The 20,328-nt window shown below is 39.6% G+C and carries 19 protein-coding genes; 15 read left to right on the top strand and 4 right to left on the bottom strand.

Annotated features, from left to right (window positions below):
* The first annotated feature begins 1 nt into the window (after window position 1).
* The 15 genes from HMPREF2885_RS07405 to HMPREF2885_RS07475 all read left to right on the top strand — a co-directional run bounded on the left by HMPREF2885_RS07405 (window position 2) and on the right by HMPREF2885_RS07475 (window position 17,300).
* The gene (locus HMPREF2885_RS07405) at window positions 2–1,171 is read left to right on the top strand and encodes a restriction endonuclease subunit S (RefSeq protein ID WP_070657659.1); all 1,170 of its coding nucleotides are present in this window, start codon (window positions 2–4) and stop codon (window positions 1,169–1,171) included.
* An 11-nt stretch (window positions 1,172–1,182) separates the two neighbouring features.
* A complete protein-coding gene (locus HMPREF2885_RS07410; protein ID WP_070657661.1) occupies window positions 1,183–4,308 on the top strand; it encodes a type I restriction endonuclease subunit R, EcoR124 family in 3,126 nt (1,041 codons plus the stop codon).
* A gap of 85 nt (window positions 4,309–4,393) precedes the next feature.
* Complete coding sequence (locus HMPREF2885_RS07415) at window positions 4,394–5,086, top strand: pyrimidine 5'-nucleotidase PynA (RefSeq protein ID WP_070657662.1); 693 nt, start codon at window positions 4,394–4,396, stop codon at window positions 5,084–5,086.
* Between the two features lie 23 nt (window positions 5,087–5,109).
* Entirely contained in the window at window positions 5,110–5,403 is a 294-nt protein-coding gene (locus HMPREF2885_RS07420) for a hypothetical protein (RefSeq protein ID WP_070657664.1), read from the top strand.
* 122 nt (window positions 5,404–5,525) lie between these two features.
* Window positions 5,526–6,281 (top strand): DUF4336 domain-containing protein, encoded by a 756-nt coding sequence (locus HMPREF2885_RS07425; RefSeq protein ID WP_049518721.1) that lies wholly within the window; start codon window positions 5,526–5,528, stop codon window positions 6,279–6,281.
* Window positions 6,282–6,292: 11 nt separating this feature from the next.
* Window positions 6,293–6,946, top strand: a complete 654-nt coding sequence (locus tag HMPREF2885_RS07430) for a uracil-DNA glycosylase (protein ID WP_070657667.1) — start codon at window positions 6,293–6,295, stop codon at window positions 6,944–6,946.
* Between the two features lie 9 nt (window positions 6,947–6,955).
* The gene (locus HMPREF2885_RS07435; protein WP_001135768.1) at window positions 6,956–7,420 is read left to right on the top strand and encodes an NUDIX hydrolase; all 465 of its coding nucleotides are present in this window, start codon (window positions 6,956–6,958) and stop codon (window positions 7,418–7,420) included.
* Window positions 7,421–7,432: 12 nt separating this feature from the next.
* On the top strand, window positions 7,433–8,701 hold the full coding sequence (locus HMPREF2885_RS07440; RefSeq protein WP_070657668.1) for a dihydroorotase: 1,269 nt from the start codon (window positions 7,433–7,435) through the stop codon (window positions 8,699–8,701).
* Window positions 8,702–8,742: 41 nt separating this feature from the next.
* Window positions 8,743–10,083, top strand: coding sequence for an MATE family efflux transporter (locus HMPREF2885_RS07445; RefSeq protein ID WP_070657670.1), 1,341 nt, complete (start codon window positions 8,743–8,745; stop codon window positions 10,081–10,083).
* A 177-nt stretch (window positions 10,084–10,260) separates the two neighbouring features.
* The gene (locus HMPREF2885_RS07450; protein WP_070657671.1) at window positions 10,261–11,229 is read left to right on the top strand and encodes a thiamine pyrophosphate-dependent dehydrogenase E1 component subunit alpha; all 969 of its coding nucleotides are present in this window, start codon (window positions 10,261–10,263) and stop codon (window positions 11,227–11,229) included.
* Between the two features lie 16 nt (window positions 11,230–11,245).
* Window positions 11,246–12,238 (top strand): alpha-ketoacid dehydrogenase subunit beta, encoded by a 993-nt coding sequence (locus HMPREF2885_RS07455; RefSeq protein WP_000448714.1) that lies wholly within the window; start codon window positions 11,246–11,248, stop codon window positions 12,236–12,238.
* A gap of 337 nt (window positions 12,239–12,575) precedes the next feature.
* Complete coding sequence (locus HMPREF2885_RS07460) at window positions 12,576–13,619, top strand: dihydrolipoamide acetyltransferase (RefSeq protein ID WP_070657673.1); 1,044 nt, start codon at window positions 12,576–12,578, stop codon at window positions 13,617–13,619.
* A gap of 45 nt (window positions 13,620–13,664) precedes the next feature.
* The gene (gene lpdA, locus HMPREF2885_RS07465; protein ID WP_049500692.1) at window positions 13,665–15,368 is read left to right on the top strand and encodes a dihydrolipoyl dehydrogenase; all 1,704 of its coding nucleotides are present in this window, start codon (window positions 13,665–13,667) and stop codon (window positions 15,366–15,368) included.
* Between the two features lie 195 nt (window positions 15,369–15,563).
* Window positions 15,564–16,553, top strand: coding sequence for a lipoate--protein ligase (locus HMPREF2885_RS07470; RefSeq protein ID WP_070657676.1), 990 nt, complete (start codon window positions 15,564–15,566; stop codon window positions 16,551–16,553).
* A gap of 105 nt (window positions 16,554–16,658) precedes the next feature.
* Window positions 16,659–17,300 carry a hypothetical protein gene (locus tag HMPREF2885_RS07475; protein WP_000890075.1) on the top strand — a complete coding sequence of 214 codons (642 nt, stop codon included), beginning with the start codon at window positions 16,659–16,661 and terminating at the stop codon, window positions 17,298–17,300.
* Between the two features lie 76 nt (window positions 17,301–17,376).
* Here HMPREF2885_RS07475 and xerS read toward each other — a convergent pair whose 3' ends face one another.
* The 4 genes from xerS to HMPREF2885_RS07495 all read right to left on the bottom strand — a co-directional run.
* Complete coding sequence (gene xerS / locus HMPREF2885_RS07480; protein WP_070657678.1) at window positions 17,377–18,447, bottom strand: tyrosine recombinase XerS; 1,071 nt, start codon at window positions 18,445–18,447, stop codon at window positions 17,377–17,379.
* A 140-nt stretch (window positions 18,448–18,587) separates the two neighbouring features.
* Window positions 18,588–18,878 (bottom strand): hypothetical protein, encoded by a 291-nt coding sequence (locus HMPREF2885_RS07485; RefSeq protein WP_001148766.1) that lies wholly within the window; start codon window positions 18,876–18,878, stop codon window positions 18,588–18,590.
* Window positions 18,859–19,251 (bottom strand): hypothetical protein, encoded by a 393-nt coding sequence (locus HMPREF2885_RS07490; RefSeq protein ID WP_000439963.1) that lies wholly within the window; start codon window positions 19,249–19,251, stop codon window positions 18,859–18,861. The genes HMPREF2885_RS07485 and HMPREF2885_RS07490 overlap by 20 nt, the downstream gene beginning before the upstream one ends.
* Window positions 19,233–20,328, bottom strand: a 1,096-nt coding sequence (locus tag HMPREF2885_RS07495) for a hypothetical protein (protein ID WP_070657680.1), incomplete at its 5' end; no start/stop codon positions are given. The genes HMPREF2885_RS07490 and HMPREF2885_RS07495, both read right to left, overlap by 19 nt.

Consider the following 20,328-nt stretch of genomic DNA (forward strand, 5'->3'; position numbering starts at 1 on the left):
GATGACGGAAGAAAGAAAAGCACCAGCTATTCGTTTCAAAGAATTTTTAGATGATGTGTGGAAAAAGCGAAAGTTGGGGGATTTAGGTTCCGTTGAGATGTGCAAGCGAATATTTAAAGAAGAGACTTCCGAAAACTTTGAAATTCCTTTTTTCAAAATCGGAACTTTTGGTGGAAAAGCAGATACTTATATAACCAGAAAAAAGTTTGAAGAGTATAAGGCTAAATATCCATATCCTAATAAAGGTGACTTGCTTATATCTGCATCTGGCAGCATCGGACGCGTTGTAGAGTATAGTGGACAAGAAGAATATTACCAAGATTCTAATATTGTTTGGCTAAATCATTCAGGTAAAATTGAGAACAGTTTTTTAAAACAATTTTATTCTATCGTAACTTGGTCTGGCATTGAAGGAACTACAATTAAGCGACTCTATAATAAAAATATTTTAGAAACAAAAATCTCTCTCCCTACCCCACCCGAACAAAGGGCCATTGGCAACTTCTTCCAAGATCTGGACAAGCTCATTACACTTCAACAGCGTAAGTTAGAGGTTCTCAAAGAGCAGAAGAAAACCTACCTCAAGCTCCTCTCCCCAGCCAAAGGACAAAAGAAACCAGTCCTTCGCTTCGCAGGGTTTGAAGATGAGTGGAAGGAAGTGAAAGTTTCAGATATTTTTAGAGTTACTAGGGGACAAGTACTAGCAACAACGGAGATATCAGAAGAAAAAACAGATACTCATAAATATCCCGTATATTCTTCTCAAACCAAAAATGAAGGATTGTTAGGATATTATGATAAATATTTATTTGAAACAGCAATAACTTGGACAACTGATGGAGCAAATGCCGGAACGGTAAATTATAGGGAAGGAAAATTTTATAGTACAAATGTGAACGGCGTTTTATTGTCTGATGAAGGTTTTGCTAATAAAGTGATTGCAGAAATATTAAATAACGAAGCTTGGAAATATGTTTCAAAAGTTGGCAACCCGAAACTAATGAATAATGTAATGTCAGAGATTAGTTTAGTTATCCCTAATGATTTTAGAGAGATTTCCATCCTGTCATCCCTCTTCCAAGACCTAGACAAGTTCATTGCCCTTCAACAGCGTAGACTGGACAAACTGCAGAATATGAAAAAAGCTTTACTTGAACAAATGATGATGTAAAGGAGTTACAGATGACTGTTTTTAGCAAAGAAGCTGATTTTGAACAGGCCTTGATAGAGGTACTTTTTACAAAGGGTTGGGAAAAAGAAATCCTCTATTACCCTACTGAGCAGGATCTGATTGAGAATTGGGCCAAGATTCTCTTTGATAACAACCGTGAACGCGACCGTCTCAATGACCAGCCTTTAACAGACGGTGAAATGACTCAGATTTTAGAGCAGATTGAAAATCTCCGAACACCACTAAAACTGAATGGTTTTATTAACGGAGGTTCTGTCTCAGTCAAAAGAGACAATCCAGCAGATCCTGAGCATTTCGGAAAAGAGATCAGTCTCAAAATCTATAACCGTAAGGAGATTGCTGCAGGTTCAAGTCGCTATCAGATTGCAAGACAACCTCAATTTCCAACAAAATCTCCCATTCTCCATGATAGACGAGGCGATTTGATGCTTTTGATTAATGGAATGCCAGTATTTCACTTGGAGCTAAAACGCAATGGTGTTCCAGTAAGTCAGGCCACAGCACAAATCGAAAAGTATGCCAGAGAGGGCATTTTCACAGGGTTCTTCTCTTTGGTTCAAATCTTTGTGGCCATGGAGCCTAATGAAACTGTCTACTTTGCCAATCCAGGACCGGATGGACGTTTTAATCCAGATTATTATTTCCATTGGGAAGATTTTAATAATGAGTTAATCAACAACTGGAAAGATATTGCTGTTTATCTTTTGTCAATTCCGATGGCGCATCAGCTAATCGGTTATTACACTATAGCTGACCAGTCGGATGGAATTTTAAAAGTTTTACGTAGCTACCAATACTATGCAGTTGCAGCAATTTCTGACCGGGTAGCTAAAAATAAGTGGGCTGATCGCAATCAGCTTGGTGGTTTTATTTGGCATACAACAGGATCTGGCAAGACCATGACTAGTTTTAAAGCTGCCCAGCTAATTGCTAACTCAAAAGATGCAGATAAAGTAATATTTTTATTGGATAGAATTGAACTAGGCACTCAGTCTATAAAAGAATATCGAGGTTTTGCAGAGGAGAGAGAATCAGTTCAAGAAACAAAAAATACCACTATGCTCAAGACTCGCTTGAAAAGTAAGTCTCCCGAAAATACTTTGATTGTTACCTCCATTCAAAAAATGAGTAATATCAAAGAGGAGGACGGGATGACCGATGCAGAGCTGGAAGAGATGAGAAAGAATAGGATTGTATTTATCATCGATGAGGCTCATCGCTCTACTTTTGGTGAGATGATGATTACCATTAAAGAGACCTTTCCTCAAGCTCTGTTCTTCGGTTTTACTGGTACGCCTATTAAAAAGGAAAATGAGCGAAAAAAGAATACAACAACTTCGATTTTTGGTCAAGAATTACATCATTACACCATCGCAGATGGAATTCGCGATAAAAATGTTTTAGGTTTTGATCCTTATAAAGTCTTAATCTATAAGGATCGTGAAATCAGAGAAAAAGTAGCCCTAGATCAGGCGAACGCTTCTAGTGTAGAAGAAGCAGTTAGTAAGCCAGAAAAGAGTAAAGTCTACTATCACTTTATGGATGGTTCAAAAGTCAAGATGGCAGGCTTTATGAATAGAAAAGAGAAGTACATCAAAGGAATTGAAGACTACATACCAAAAAATCAATATCTAACACCTGACTATCAGAAAGCTGTTGCGAAGGACATCTGTGATAATTGGCTAACCTTGAGTCGTAACGGAAAATTCCATGCTATTTTTGCGACTAGCAGTATCCAAGAAGCTATTTCTTATTATCGATTGCTGAAAGCAATAAAGCCTGAGTTAAGAGTAACAGCGTTATTTGATCCAAATGTTGATAATAATGACGACTTTGATTATAAAGAAGATGCTCTTGTAGAGATTCTAACGGATTATGAGAAACAGTATGGTCAACTTTACACTTTGGCATCTCATGATCGTTTCAAAAAGGATGTTTCTAATCGTTTGGCGCATAAACACCAGCATAAATGGATTGAAAGAGAGCCAGAAAAGCAATTAGACTTACTTATCGTTGTAAATCAAATGTTAACAGGTTTTGATTCTAAATGGGTTAATACTCTTTATGTAGACCAGTTGATGAAGGATGAACTGATTATCCAAGCATTTTCTCGAACTAATAGGATTTTTGGAGAGGATAAACCATTTGGTACCATCCGCTATTATCGTAAGCCTCACACTATGGAACGTAATATTGAAGATGCAGTTCAGCTTTATTCAGGCGACAGTCCTGTAGAGCTTTTTGTCAATAAGTTAGATCAGAATTTAGTAATGCTAAATGCTCTTTTTTATCAGATTCGAGAAATTTTTGAAAGTTCCGGTGTAGAAAATTTTGAGAAACTTCCTGCTGAGAGAAGTGAAAAAGCAAAATTTGCTAAACTATTTAATTCGTTTAACGATTATCTTGAAGCAGCTCGAATTCAAGGCTTTAAATGGTCTAAATTACACTACGAAATTTCAAAAGGTGCTGGAAAGAAAAAATCAGTAGTGGATGTAGTATGCGATGAGACGACGTATAACATTTTAGTTATTCGCTATAAGGAACTGATGAGTAATGGGGGTGGAGGCAAAGGTCCAGGTGATGTACCATTTGATTTGTCAACCTCTATAATTGAAATAGATACTGGAATGATTGATGCTGACTATATGAATTCTCGTTTCCAAAAGTATATTAAAGCTTTGGGAACGGAGGAATCTGAAAGTCTTTTGAATGAACTGCACAAAACCTTTGCAACCCTGACACAGGAAGAGCAAAAAATTGCAAATTTAATCTTACACGATATTCAAAATGGGGAGATAGAGGTAGATAGTACACTGACACTTCGTGACTACATTAATGACTATCAGGTTCAAATTCATTATGATCGAATTAAACGTTTAAGCGATACCTTTGGTCTTGATGAAGAACTGTTAAGACAAATGATGTCTATGAAGTTGACTGAAATAACATTAAATGAATTTGGTCGTTTTGATCTTTTAAAAAATTCTGTTGATAAACAGAAGGCTAAGTCGTATTTTGAAAATATAGCTGGAAATACACTGACAACGTTTAAGGTAAATGTAAAAACATCAGATTTACTCAAGCGATTTATTCTTGAAGGTGGTTTTGAAGTCTGAATAATTTGCTTTCATCCTGATATTCTTAATTCAACTATTTTATCATCGTGAATATCAATTCATTTCAGAAAGGAAAACCTTCAAATTGTTCTACAAATTTCTACTTTTTGATCTTGATCACACCTTGCTTGATTTTGATGCTGCTGAGGATGTGGCTTTGACGCAACTTCTAAAGGAAGAAGGAGTTGCGGATATTCAAGTCTATAAAGAATACTACGTTCCTATGAACAAGGCTCTCTGGAAGGACTTGGAACAAAAGAAAATCAGTAAACAAGAGCTGGTTAACACGCGCTTTTCTCGTTTATTTGCCCATTTTGGACAGGAAAAAGACGGTAGGTTACTTGCTCAGCGTTACCAATTTTACTTAGCCAAACAGGGACAAACTCTTTCGGGTGCTCATGAACTTTTGGACTGTCTCATTGAGCGTGATTATGAGCTGTACGCTGCGACAAATGGCATTACTGCTATTCAGACAGGTCGTTTGGCTGAATCAGGTCTGGCTCCCTATTTCAACCAAGTCTTTATCTCTGAGCAGTTGCAAACGCAAAAACCTGATGCACTATTCTATGAAAAAATCGGTCAAGAGATTGCTGGATTTGATAAAGAAAAGGCGCTGATGATCGGAGATTCTCTAACCGCCGACATTCAAGGTGGTAATAATGCTGGAATTGATACTATCTGGTACAATCCCCATCACCTCGAAAATCACACACAAGCTCAGCCGACTTACGAAGTTCATTCTTACCAAGACTTGCTGGGTTGTTTGGATGCTATGTAGTGATTTCCCTAAGAGGTGTTGATATGGAAATTAAAGTCATTGAAGAGATTGATAACTTACTAAATCTCATCGAGCAGTATCAGTTAAAAGGTGTGGTTGCTCAAGTAAATTCGTTAAAAGAGTTAAAGTATATCATAAGCAATCATATAGAGTTAAGTACTCGAGAGAAGATGAATATCCACTATTCACTCTTTCTCCCTAGGGGTGGTTTATCTGAACTCTACTATATGGGCACTAATTTTGAACGGATGAAATCTGTAAATAATCAACTTTCCTATGCTATTGATACAATCGAAAAGTTTTTAATGGCTGATTGATACTGTGAATACTAATGTCAAATAATTGGGTCAATAACAGTATATATAAGAACTGTAAAAAGTGGTTTAGATAGCCACTTTTTGCTATAATAGAAGCAGTAAAAACGAAGGAGTGATAAACGATGTCAAGACCAGAACTTTCTCTTTATGAACCATTGTATACACTAAAGGAAGTTGATCAAAATATCTGGATAGTAGACGGTGATTTGATTCAAATGGATATGAAGGGCTTCAAACTACCTTTTCAGACACGTATGACGGTGGTTAAGTTAAAGGATGGAAAACTTTGGATTCATTCTCCAATCGCGCCAAACGAGGAGCTCTTTACTGAACTGGATGCTTTGGGAAGAGTCGCTTACCTGATTTCACCAAATAAGATTCACTACGCCTATATTGCAGATTGGAAAAAAAGATATCCTCATGCGCAAACATGGTCTAGTCCAGGAGTTGAAGAGAGAGCGAAAAGTCAGAATGTCAAGGTGGTATTCGATGCTCCCTTAACAGATAAGGCTCCTGACCTATGGTCTGATGAGATTGATCAACTTATTTTTAAGGGAAGTTCTGCGATTGAAGAAGTGGTGTTTTTTCATAAATCGACTAAAACACTCATTGTAACGGACCTTATAGAGAATTTTGAACCGGAAAAGATAGCTAGTCCAATCCGAAGAAAAATCTATCGTTTAGCCCGTGTAACAGCTCCTGATGGACAAACTCCTATCGATTATCGGATGACTTTTTTAGGAAGACAAAGGGAAGCAAGAATGTCTTTTTCCCGTATGTTAAACTGGAAACCTGATAAGATTATACTTGCACACGGCCTATGCTTTTTTGAGAATGGTATGGATGAATTAAAACGTGCTTTTAGATGGATACGGTAAAGGAGAAAAAGATGCAACACTCATCTTGGCATGCTCTGATTAAGGAGCGATTACCTGAGGGTTATTTTGGGAAAATCAATCAGTTTATGGAGCAGATCTATGCCCAGGGAATTGTTTATCCACCTAAGGAAAAGGTTTTTCAGGCTCTCTTGACTACTCCTCTGGAAGAAGTTAAGGTGGTGATTCTGGGGCAGGATCCTTATCACGGGCCAGGTCAGGCGCAGGGCTTGAGTTTTTCGGTTCCAGATGCTATTCCAGCTCCGCCATCCTTGCAAAATATCTTGAAAGAATTAGCAGATGATGTCGGAGTTAAAGCATCCCATGATTTGACAGCTTGGGCTGAGCAAGGAGTCTTACTTCTCAATGCTTGTTTGACTGTTCCTGCTGGACAGGCCAATGGTCATGCTGGGCAGATTTGGGAGCCTTTTACGGATGCTGTGATTCAGGTTGTTAATAATCTAGACAGACCAGTCGTTTTTGTACTCTGGGGAGCCTATGCACGTAAGAAGAAAGCCTTGGTTACCAATCCTCACCACTTGATTATCGAATCAGCTCACCCAAGTCCTTTATCTGTTTACAGAGGATTTTGGGGTTCCAAGCCTTTTTCTAAGGCTAATGCATTCTTAAAAGAGACAGGACAAGAGCCAATCGATTGGCTTAGATAAGGAGAGAATATGCCTCAGTTAGCGACGATTTGCTACATTGATAACGGAAAAGAACTGCTCATGCTCCATCGTAATAAGAAGCCCAATGATGTCCACGAAGGCAAATGGATTGGTGTGGGTGGTAAGCTAGAGCGAGGTGAGACTCCACAGGAATGTGCAGCGCGTGAAATCCTCGAAGAAACAGGGCTCAAAGCCAAGCCGGTTCTAAAAGGTGTTATCACTTTTCCAGAATTCACACCAGATTTAGACTGGTACACCTATGTTTTTAAGGTGACGGAGTTTGAGGGTGACTTGATTGACTGCAACGAGGGAACTTTAGAATGGGTTCCCTATGATGAAGTTTTGAGCAAGCCAACTTGGGAGGGTGATCACACTTTTGTTGAGTGGCTTTTAGAAGATAAACCCTTCTTTTCAGCCAAGTTTGTTTATGATGGGGATAAATTATTGGATACCCAAGTTGATTTCTATGAATAAAGGAGAAAGCAAATGCTACTAATCAAAAATGGTCGTGTAATGGATCCCAAGTCTGGTTTGGATCAAGTGTGTGATGTTTTAGTGCAAGATGGGAAAATTGTCAAAATAGATGCCGAAATCAAGGAAGAAGGAGCAGAGCTAATTGATGCTACTGGTCTTGTAGTTGCGCCTGGACTAGTGGATATTCATGTTCATTTCCGTGAACCTGGTCAAACCCACAAGGAGGACATCCATACTGGGGCACTAGCGGCTGCTGCAGGTGGTTTTACAACGGTTGTCATGATGGCTAATACTAGTCCAACCATTTCGGACGTAGAGACTTTGAAAGAAGTTCTCCAGTCTGCTGCCAAGGAAAAGATTAACGTCAAGACAGTTGCGACTATTACCAAGAACTTTAATGGCCAAGACTTGACAGACTTTAAGGCTCTTTTAGAAGCTGGAGCCGTTGGTTTTTCAGATGATGGAATTCCGCTTGAAAGTAGTAAAGTGGTTAAGGAAGCAATGGTAGAAGCCAAAAAACTCAATACCTTTATCTGCCTTCATGAGGAAGATCCAGGTTTGAATGGAATTCTTGGCTTTAACGAAAACATCGCTAAAGAACATTTCCATATCTGTGGAGCGACAGGAGTGGCTGAGTACGCTATGATTGCGCGCGATGTTATGATTGCCTATGCAACCAAGGCCCATGTTCACATCCAGCATTTGTCTAAGGAAGAAAGTGTCAAGGTGGTGGAGTTTGCTCAAGGACTAGGTGCGCAGGTCACAGCAGAAGTAGCGACACAGCATTTCTCTAAGACAGAAGCTCTTCTTTTAACTCAAGGAAGCAATGCCAAAATGAATCCTCCACTTCGTTTGGAGTCAGACCGTCGTGCCGTTATCGAAGGTCTCAAGTCAGGTGTTATCACAGTTATCGCAACGGACCACGCGCCTCACCATGCAGATGAGAAAAATGTTGAAGATATCACCAAAGCACCATCTGGTATGACAGGTTTGGAAACCTCTCTTTCTCTTGGTTTGACTTATTTGGTGGAAGCTGGTGAGTTGAGCTTGATGGAATTGCTAGAAAAAATGACTGTCAATCCAGCCAAGCTTTACAACTTTGAAGCAGGTTACTTGGCTGAGAATGGTCCAGCGGATATCACTATCTTTGACGCTAAGGCTGACCGCCTTGTGGACTCCCATTTTGCGTCAAAAGCAGCTAATTCCCCATTTATCGGTGAAACTTTAAAAGGGCAGGTTAAATATACCATCTGCAAGGGACAAATTGTCTACCAAAACTAGATGGGATTCTGCTCTAGAAACTATAAGAATAGAGAGCGTATATGTATCCAACCCATCAATTTAAAGACAAGTTTGTCTTATTTCTTAAGATATTTTTCCCTATTCTGATCTATCAATTTGCCAATTATTCTGCCTCTTTTGTTGATACAACCATGACTGGGCAGTACAATACCATGGACTTGGCGGGGGTGTCAACCGCAACGAGTCTATGGAATCCTTTCTTTACTTTTTTAACAGGGATTGTTTCGGCCATGGTTCCCATCATAGGCCATCATCTGGGACGGGGCAAAAAGGAAGAAGTAGCATCTGATTTTTACCAATTTATCTACTTGGCTTTCGGACTGTCTTTGGTCTTGCTTGGAATGGTAGTATTCTTAGCGCCACCTGTCTTAACCAACATCGGACTAGAAGCTCAAGTGGCGGCAGTTGCAGTTTCCTATCTTTGGTACCTGTCTATTGGAATTATTCCCTTGTTGCTGTTCAGTGTCATTCGCTCTTTGTTGGATTCTCTTGGATTGACCAAGCTATCTATGTACCTCATGCTCCTATTACTTCCGCTCAATAGTGGTTTTAACTATCTCTTGATATATGGAGCTTTCGGTTTCCCTGAGCTTGGTGGCGCAGGAGCAGGACTAGGAACTTCGTTAGCTTATTGGTGCCTCCTTGGAATCTCAGTCATCATTCTTTTAAAGCAGAAAAAGTTAAAAGAGTTTCATTTGGAAAAACCACTTCCGCTTGATCTAGTGAAGATCAAAGAAGGGATTCGTTTGGGCTTACCAATCGGTGGTACGGTATTTGCTGAGGTGATTATTTTTTCAGTCGTTGGTTTGATTATGGCAAAGTTTTCGTCTATGATTATTGCCAGCCACCAGTCAGCCATGAACTTCTCAACTCTCATGTATGCCTTTCCAGTAAGCATTTCTTCTGCTATGGCAATAGTGGTTTCTTATGAGGTTGGGGCAAAGCGTTTTGATGATGCCAAGACCTATATCAAAATTGGTCGTTGGATAGCGTTGATATTTGCAGGTTTTACCTTAAGCTTTCTCTATATCTTGAGAGATGCCGTAGCCAGTTTATATGGAAATAACCCAGACTTCATTAAACTAACATCTACCTTCCTAACCTATAGTCTATTTTTCCAATTAGCTGACACTGTTGCAGCTCCTTTGCAAGGAATTCTCAGAGGTTATAAGGACACGGTTGTTCCCTTTTATCTTGGAGTAATTGCTTACTGGGCTGTGTCCATTCCATTAGGTTTATTCTTAGACCAAGTAACAACTTTGGGAGCCTATTCTTACTGGATTGGTTTAATAGCGAGTTTAGTCGTTAGTGCTATCCTCTATCAATGGCGCTTGCAAACGATCATGAAAAAAACCAACTAATTTTTGGAAAATAAATTGAAAACAAGTTTGTGAAAAAAATATTCTAATTAAAGAAAACCCTGTTTCTTCGGGGATTTCTTTTTTGTGTTTTGTGAATTTTTCTTAACAAATACTTTGACAGCGTATACTAAAAAAGGTAAAATAGTAAGGTAAGTACAAAGTTAGAAAGGCAAGATTATGTCAACTTTAGATAAGAATCTTTTGCTAGAGATGTTCCGTAAGATGGAAGAAATCCGTCGCATGGACTTAAAAATCGCTCAGTTAGTGAAAAAGGGGAAAGTTCCCGGTATGACTCACTTTTCTGTCGGAGAGGAAGCTGCTAACGTCGGAGCGATGCTGGCTCTTAATCCAGATGATCTGATTACCTCAAATCACCGTGGACACGGGCAAGCTATTGCTAAGGGGATTGACCTCAACGGAATGATGGCTGAAATCCTCGGGAAATACACTGGAACCTGTAAAGGAAAAGGTGGTTCTATGCACATCGCTGACCTGGATGCTGGGAACCTCGGTGCCAATGGTATCGTTGGTGGTGGTATGGGAATCGCTGTCGGTGCAGCCCTCAGTCAACAAATGCAAAACACTGGAAAAATCGTCGTTTGCTTCTTTGGAGATGGTGCGACCAACGAAGGTGTCTTCCACGAAGCAGTCAACATGGCTTCTATTTGGAACTTGCCAGTTGTTTTCTACTGCATTAACAACGGTTATGGGATCTCTGCGGATATCAAGAAAATGACCAATGTAGAGCATATCCATCAACGTAGTGCGGCATATGGAATTCCTGGAATGTTTATCGAAGATGGGAACAACGTCATCGATGTCTATGAAGGATTTAAGAAAGCTGTAGATCATGTTCGTGGTGGCAATGGCCCAGTCTTGATCGAAAGTGTAACCTATCGCTGGCTTGGCCACTCATCATCTGACCCTGGTAAATATCGTACTCGTGAAGAAGTGGAATTGTGGAAACAAAAAGACCCAATCGAAAACCTTCGTAACTATCTCGTTGAGAACAACATTGCAAGTGCCGAAGAATTGGAAGAAATCCAAGCACAAGTCAAGGAAGCAGTAGAAGCTTCTGTTAAATTTGCAGAAGAAAGCCCATTCCCACCACTAGAATCAGCATTTGAAGATATTTACGCAGACTAAGGAGAAAGAGATAAAAATGGAAACAAAAACAATGTCGTTCCGTGACACCATTATCCTTGCTATGTCTGAGGAAATGCGTCGCGATGAAAATGTATTCTTGATGGGAGAAGACGTCGGTGTCTTCGGAGGAGACTTCGGAACTTCTGTTGGAATGCTCGAAGAATTTGGTCCAGAACGTGTCCGTGACTGTCCGATTTCTGAAGCTGCCATCTCTGGAGCAGCAGCAGGAGCAGCTATGACAGGACTTCGCCCAATCGTTGATATGACCTTTATGGATTTCTCAGTCATTGCCATGGACAATATCGTCAACCAAGCTGCTAAAACACGTTATATGTTTGGTGGTAAAGGTCAGGTTCCAATGACTGTCCGATGTGCAGCTGGTAACGGAGTTGGTTCTGCAGCCCAGCACTCACAATCTTTAGAGTCTTGGTTCACTCACATTCCTGGACTTAAGGTTGTAGCACCAGGTACACCTGCTGACATGAAAGGACTGCTCAAGTCTTCTATCCGTGATAACAACCCTGTTATCATTCTTGAATACAAGTCCGAATTTAACCAAAAGGGGGAAGTGCCAGTTGATCCAGACTACACAATCCCACTTGGAGTTGGTGAAATCAAACGTGAAGGTACAGATGTAACAGTCGTTACTTATGGAAAAATGCTTCGCCGTGTGGTTCAAGCTGCTGAAGAATTAGCTGAAGAGGGAATTTCAGTTGAAATTGTAGACCCACGTACCCTCGTTCCACTTGATAAGGATATCATCATTAACTCAGTGAAGAAGACTGGTAAGGTCGTTCTGGTTAACGACGCCCACAAAACAAGTGGCTATATCGGAGAGATTTCAGCTATTATTTCAGAATCAGAAGCATTTGATTATCTAGACGCACCAATCCGCCGCTGTGCAGGAGAAGATGTGCCAATGCCTTATGCACAAAACCTAGAAAATGCAATGATACCAACAGTTGAAAGCATCAAAGACGCCATCCGTAAGACATATAACAAAGAATAGAATTACATAAATTAAATTATGTAAAATTTTAGAGATTTTTAACTTTAGTAACTTGAAATATGTTTTGTATCCAAGTTGTATGTAAAGTTGCGACAGTTTTTTGACGAATCGATAATATTCGACAAAAAACTTAGTAAGTCTACTAGGTTGGTCGCCTGATAGCGACAACCGTAGTAACTTGAGACACGTTTCGTGTCCAAGTTACTTGTAGAGTTGAACACGGGCTAAAAGCTCGGAAAAAAGATAAATCTCCTTGACTTCATCGAAGTCTGCGTCGATTTCCTATTTTTCAGTCGCTTTTTACGCCCTTTGTATCATAATTAGAATTGGAGAGGTCATGGCTGATGACAAGCTAAGAGCGACTCCTGCGGCTAGAAAGTTAGCGGATGATCTAGGGATCAACCTCTACGACGTTTCTGGCTCAGGTGCAAACGGTCGTGTCCACAAAGAAGACGTGGAAACTTATAAAGACACAAATGTGGTTCGCATTTCGCCACTTGCAAAACGAATTGCCCTCAAACATAACATTGCTTGGCAGGAAATCCAAGGAACAGGTCATCGTGGTAAAATCATGAAGAAGGATGTTTTGGCCTTACTTCCTGAAAATATCGAAAACGACACTATCAAGTCTCCTGCTCAAATTGAAAAAGTAGAAGAAGTTCCAGACAATATCACTCCTTATGGTGAGATTGAGCGTATTCCAATGACACCAATGCGTAAGGTTATCGCACAACGAATGGTTGAATCCTACCTAACTGCGCCAACCTTCACACTCAACTACGATGTCGATATGTCTGAGATGCTGGCTCTTCGTAAGAAGGTTCTTGAGCCAATTATGGAAGCAACTGGTAAGAAGACTACTGTAACAGACCTTCTTTCACTCGCTGTTGTAAAAACATTGATGAAACACCCATACATCAACGCTTCATTGACAGAAGACGGCAAGACCATTATCACTCATAACTATGTCAACCTTGCGATGGCGGTTGGTATGGATAACGGTCTAATGACACCAGTTGTTTACAATGCTGAAAAAATGAGTTTGTCAGAGTTGGTTGTTGCCTTTAAGGATGTAATTGGTCGTACCTTGGATGGTAAATTGGCTCCAAGCGAACTGCAAAATTCAACCTTCACAATTAGTAACTTGGGAATGTTTGGCGTTCAGTCCTTTGGTCCGATTATTAACCAACCAAACTCAGCTATCCTCGGGGTTAGCTCAACAGTTGAAAAACCTGTAGTTGTCAATGGTGAGATTGTCATTCGCCCTATCATGAGCCTAGGATTAACCATTGACCACCGTGTTGTAGATGGTATGGCTGGTGCTAAGTTTATGAAAGACTTGAAAGCCTTAATTGAGAACCCAATCTCAATGTTGGTTTAAAAATACAGTATTTATTTTTAGAGATATAGATAAAGGAAGTAAGACATGGCTTTAGAAGTAATTATGCCAAAAGCCGGCGTGGATATGACAGAAGGACAAATCGTCCAATGGAATAAGAAAGTCGGAGAATTTGTAAAAGAAGGAGAAATCCTTTTGGAAATCATGACTGACAAAGTCAGCATGGAATTGGAAGCCGAAGAAGATGGATACTTGATTGCCATCCTCAAAGGAGATGGTGAAACTGTCCCTGTAACGGAAGTTATCGGTTACCTTGGGGAAGAAGGGGAAAACATCCCAACAGCTGGAGTAGCAGCGCCAGAATCAAAACCTGCACCTGCAGCTAGTGCCTCAAACGACGATGGCAAGAGCGATGATGCCTTTGATATCGTTGTGATTGGTGGAGGTCCTGCTGGATATGTAGCAGCCATTAAAGCTGCCCAACTCGGTGGTAAGGTTGCCCTTGTTGAGAAATCTGAACTAGGTGGAACCTGCTTGAACCGTGGATGTATCCCAACTAAGACCTACCTTCACAACGCTGAAATCATCGAAAACATCGGTCATGCAGCAAATCGTGGTATCGTCATCGAAAATCCAAACTTCACTGTAGATATGGATAAACTTTTAGAGACAAAATCTAAAGTTGTCAATACCTTGGTAGGTGGTGTTGCAGGTCTTCTTCGTAGCTACGGAGTTACTGTTCATAAGGGAATTGGTACCATCACTAAAGACAAGAATGTCTTGGTAAATGGTTCGGAATTGCTTGAAACCAAGAAAATCATCCTTGCCGGTGGTTCAAAAGTCAGCAAGATTAACGTCCCTGGTATGGAATCTCCACTTGTGATGACCAGCGATGATATTCTTGAAATGAACGAAGTGCCAGAAAGCCTCGTAATCATCGGTGGTGGCGTTGTCGGTATCGAACTCGGTCAATCCTTCATGACATTTGGTTCAAAAGTAACTGTTATCGAAATGATGGATCGTATCGTTCCAGCTATGGATGCGGAGGTGTCTAAGAATCTTCGCTTGATTTTGGAACGCAAAGGTATGACTATCTTAACAGGTACAAAATTGGAAGAAATCATCGAAGAAAATGGTCAACTTCGTATCAAGGTTGAAGGAAAAGACGATATCATCGCAAGCAAAGCTCTTCTTTCAATCGGTCGTGTGCCAGACCTTGAAGGTATTGGCGATGTTGAGTTTGAATTGGATCGTGGACGTATCAAGGTCAACGAATACATGGAAACTTCTGTTCCAGGTATCTACGCACCAGGTGACATCAACGGTACTAAGATGTTGGCTCACGCAGCCTTCCGTATGGGTGAAGTTGCCGCTGAAAATGCCCTCAAAGGAAACCATGCTGTTGCTAAATTGAACTTGACTCCAGCAGCTATCTACACTCTTCCTGAAGTAGCAGCAGTAGGTTTGACTGAAGAACAAGCACGTGAGAAATACGATGTAGCCATCGGTAAATTCAACTTTGCTGCCAACGGTCGTGCCATTGCATCGGATGCTGCTCAAGGTTTCGTAAAAGTTATCGCAGATAAGAAATACGGGGAAATCCTTGGTGTGCACATCATTGGTCCTGCAGCTGCGGAATTAATCAATGAAGCATCGAGCATTATCGAAATGGAGATCACTGTTGAGGAAATGTTGAAGACTATCCATGGACACCCAACTTACTCTGAAGTGATGTACGAAGCATTTGCGGATGTTCTAGGAATGGCCATCCATTCACCTAAGAAAAAATAAACAAGATTTTCAACTAAATTTTCTTAAAGTAGTACGGACGGCAGCGACCTCTATTAGAGTTCCATGCCTAAAAATTGAGCCTCTTGTCTCAATTTTTCCGAGAAATGTAACGACAACACGTTACATTTCTTTTTACCACTTTAGAAAATCGGATTGCTATGAACAGAATTTAAAAACTAAATTTTTGGAAATACTATGAAATATATTATCAATCATTCAAACGACACTGCATTTAATATCGCCTTGGAAGAATATGCCTTTAAACATCTTTTGGATGAGGATCAAATCTTCCTTCTTTGGATTAACAAACCTTCTATCATTGTTGGACGTCACCAGAATACTATTGAAGAAATCAATCGTGATTATGTTCGCGAAAATGGCATTGAGGTGGTTCGCCGTATCAGTGGTGGTGGAGCTGTTTACCACGATTTGAACAACCTCAACTACACCATCATTTCAAAAGAAGATGAAAACAAGGCCTTTGACTTCAAGAGCTTCTCAACTCCAGTTATCAATACCTTGGCTCAACTAGGCGTTAAAGCTGAGTTCACAGGCCGTAATGACCTAGAAATTGATGGCAAAAAATTCTGTGGCAATGCCCAGGCCTATATCAATGGCCGTATCATGCACCACGGTTGCTTGTTATTTGACGTCGATTTATCAGTCCTTGCAAATGCCCTTAAGGTTTCAAAGGATAAATTTGAGTCAAAAGGTGTGAAATCCGTCCGTGCCCGTGTGACCAATATTATCAATGAACTACCAGAAAAAATCACAGTTGAAGAATTCCGTGATTTGCTATTGGAATACATGAAAAAAGAGTACCCAGAGATGACTGAATACGTCTTTTCTGAGCAAGAATTGGCTGAAATCAATCGTATCAAGGATACCAAGTTCGGTACTTGGGACTGGAACTACGGTAAATCACCAGAATTTAACGTCCGTCGTGGGACAAAATTCACCAGTGGTAAGGTTGAAGTTTTTGCCAACGTCATTGAATCAAAAATCCAAGATATCAAGATTTATGGAGACTTCTTTGGTATCGAAGACGTTGCAGCTGTAGAAGATGTCCTCCGTGGCGTAAAATATGAACGTGAAGATGTTCTTAAGGCACTAGAAACCATTGACATCACACGCTACTTTGCTGGTATTAGTCGTGAAGAAATTGCTGAAGCGGTAGTGGGATAAGGAAAAAGAATCCATTTATGATGGATTCTTTTATTAGGGTTAAACTTAATAATCATGCTGATTAGATTATAATAGAGATGAAAAATGAAAAGGAGTTATTCATTAATGTTAGAAATTCCAGTAGAAAGTCTTAATCTATTTGAACAGTTAGACCGCAATGTTGTTGCTTTCTATAGAAATGAAGAAATTTATCAAACTGAAAGTTTAAATATAAGCATCACACAAGAACATTATGATAAGAAATACAAAGAGCTTCAACCTTTAGGATACCAAGCTGTTCAAATACCTTTAGGAATGGCTTTAGATAATGTAATCCAGCAAGCCCATTTTCAAAATCTTATAATTGGCGGTCTTCTCCCCGATGAAATCAAAGTAAACAAAGGGGACTTAATGTCTTTGAAGGACATTGTTGATAGTTTTTGTATTATGTATGCTGCAGCGAATAACCGACTAGAACATAGTAAGGCTTATGAATTTATGAAAGATAAGACAGTGTTCTTTATTGGTAAACTGTTAACTGACGATCTTAAAAATGGTGACGAAATTTCGTATATGGGAATCGAAAGAGAATCAGCTGATGGTACTTCTTATGAAGCAGTAAAATGTTTTCTAACTAAAGAGAGTGCTGAGCAGTACAATGATTCAAAAAAACCAGTAAGCCCAGCAAATCTAGCCTATCTGCAAGCCTTTTGGGGTAAAGCAGTAATTATAGAGCCTCACCGTAACTACTGGATTGAGTTTAAATAAATAAAAAACGAAAGATAAAGGAATTGGTCTTTCGTTTTTAAGTAATCTTTAATTTACATAATTAATTTTATGTATTCTATAAACTATCTAGAGCATTTTTTTGTTCATCATTTACGATATGGGTATAGAGGTCAGTGACTTGCGTGCTGGCATGTCCTAATTGGTGGCTGACCAAAACTTGCGATTTAGTTGCATCATAGAGTCTGGTTGCTAAGGTATGGCGGAGTTTGTGGGGAGTTACACGGACTTTGAAGTCCTCAGAGTACTTAGCAACCATCTTTTCAACACTAGAAGCATCAATACGATTGGGAACGCCACGATATAAAGTCAGAAAGAGTGCTGTATCCGTCTTTTCCGTCTTATAGCGTTGATTTCGAATGGTGAGATAATTTTCAAGGTAAGGCTTGGCAAAGGCTGCGACATTGACCGAGTCACGTTTGCCACCTTTTCGAGTGACATCAATGACCATCATTTTGAGATTAAGGTCTCTTAGGTCCAGGTTAACAGCTTCAGATAAGCGAACACCAGATGCCAAGAGAAGGGCAATAATGGCCAAATCACGTTCTTTATTCTTATTAAATGACGAAAGAGCACGATTTGAGAGTTGTTGTGGGTACTCTTGGTCGATATAAGTCAGAAAACCTTCTGTTTCATCACCTAGAAAGAGTTTTTGCTTGATGTTTTCAGCTCTAGCAGCAAGTGTTTCTTTCTTTTTCTTGGTTGAAACTTTCTTCATTACATTACGATAGAAATAGGGTTCTCCCAGGTCGTTTTCAACCTCCTCTGTTAGATACTTGTAAAGACTAGAAAGTGCTGATAAGGTCCGATTGATGGTCGTCTGAGATACACCTTGCTTGGTTGTATTAGCATTCAGCAATGGACGTTCACGTAGATATAGGATAAAAGCTTCCATATCTTTCTTAGACATATTTTCCAAGACAGATAAAGGAATATCAGACATTTTATCAGCATTTGAAATTCCAGACTCTAAAACCCAGCTGAAAAATCGATCGTATTCCTTGAGATATTCGTACAAGGTTGTAAAACTGTAGGGCACAGCAAGCTTGGATTGGTAGTATTCCAGAACATACCAGGGCATGATTTGTTTTAGTTTGTCGATTCGTTCCAGTAAAATCTCACGTTTCATGTATTTTCTCCATAAGTAAGTCTACTAGTAGTATAGCATAGACTCATATATTTTTCAAGAAAATTATAGTTTTTCGGAAAAATGATATAAGAAACTTAAAACTAAAGTCTAACTTTCCCCCAGTTATCCTGAACCCTTTATTAAATTTCATCATACTTGAGCAACATATTCGGAATCTTTTCTTCAAGACTCTTGCGAACTTTACCTTGAATTGCAGTGTCCATTTGGCTGTTTATGCTTGTAATGGTAGATTTGGTTTCTGTAGCAATTTTCTTAGCTGCTTTATTAAAGTTATCTTTCAATTTATTTTTTGCTGTTATCGCTAACTTTGCTTCCGTAATGATTCGGTTTCTTTCCATCATACGATACATTTGTTTCAGTGCATACTGGTATTCTTCATCTGTGTAGTATTCATTCATTGGTGCTTGCATAATCTCTCCTTAATCTGTGAAATTCTTCATCTAAATCATTTCTTTTTTTACGAAACTCGTTATCGTATTTTTCTCTCTCATCTTCGAGTTTAATTCTACGATCTCTGTATACTTGATTCGAAAAGTGTCTCAAATTTTCTATTTCTGTAAAGTAGTCTCCAACATCATCAACACTTGTCTCAAATTTTCTCAAAATATGAGACATTTTATCAACTTCTTCGGAAATTAGTTTCTCTAAGTTTGCATTTCGTTCGTCTAGATCAAGGGCTTTGTTATCGAGTTTCTTCTTTTCTTGATAATATTGGTCTTCTAGTGCAAATAGTTCTCTTTCTTTCTCTCTAATTTCCTCCCATTTTACATCTTTTCTTTCCATTGTCGAAACTCCTTGGCTAATTGCTTATCTGTTGCTACTGTTTTTTCGATAACTTCCTGTAATTGTTTATCCATATTTTCAAATGCTTGGGCGGAAGCATTCATCTTAGTGGCTGTTGGATTTGTCTCTGCCTGAAACGTATCGATAAACTGTGCTTGAGTGATGCCTTGACTAGCAAAAATGGCATCAACCTCATAGGGAGCTAATGCTGTGTAGCTCGTAAAGTCGATTTTTGACCAAATTTCTTGTAATTCTTGATTGGCTTTTTTGGCTAAGGCGCTCACTTCATCAGCTCCAGTTCTTGCTGCTGTAGCCATAGATGACGATAAGATAGAACCCTGAGCTGCATCTAAGTATATTTCCTCAGAGCTACTAATGCCACCTGATGACCATTTTGACTTCAAGTCCTTGTAATGAGCCATTCCTCGGAGACTGTTGGCATACGCTCGATAAACGCCACTGATTAAGGGTTTCCCTCCTTTGCCATCTACAAGTTGACCAGTTACAGGATCAAACTCCCAGTCACCAATTTTGTGACTAGTTCCGTCAAGCCAATATATGGTATCAGGCATTTCTAAGAAAGACTTATTATACCATTCTGGGTGATTGAAATCATTCCAACGTACTACATCATCATGTTTTCTACGGTAATCTATAAACATTGAAGGATTGCTTTCAATAAATGCTTTTTCTTCCAGTGTGAGTGCACCGTATTTAAACCAAGCATTAAAGGTGGTTGTAGGGATATGGTATTTAGCTCCTACCTTCAGCATGTAGGAACCCTGTGAATAACCGGATAGTTGACTGACTTCGTATCGGGGGTCGTCCATAATCTCTTTTACGAATTTGTCAGCAACCTTATATTGTGGAGATAAATAAGTTTGCCTTGCAATTATGGCACTATTGACGTCGCGTGAGCTGAACATAGTTTTATTCACCGGACTATCAGGGTCAGTTCCTGCCGCAATCACAGCTACATTTTTATAATCTGGTTCGCCGTTCACAATAGGTGCAACCGCCAGTCCATCAAATCCCGTTACTGGGTCAGACTTAGTGGCAACAACACGGAATTCTTGA

The organism is Streptococcus sp. HMSC062H02, assembly GCF_001813005.1.
In the GTDB taxonomy this organism is placed as follows: Bacteria; Bacillota; Bacilli; order Lactobacillales; family Streptococcaceae; genus Streptococcus; species Streptococcus oralis_S.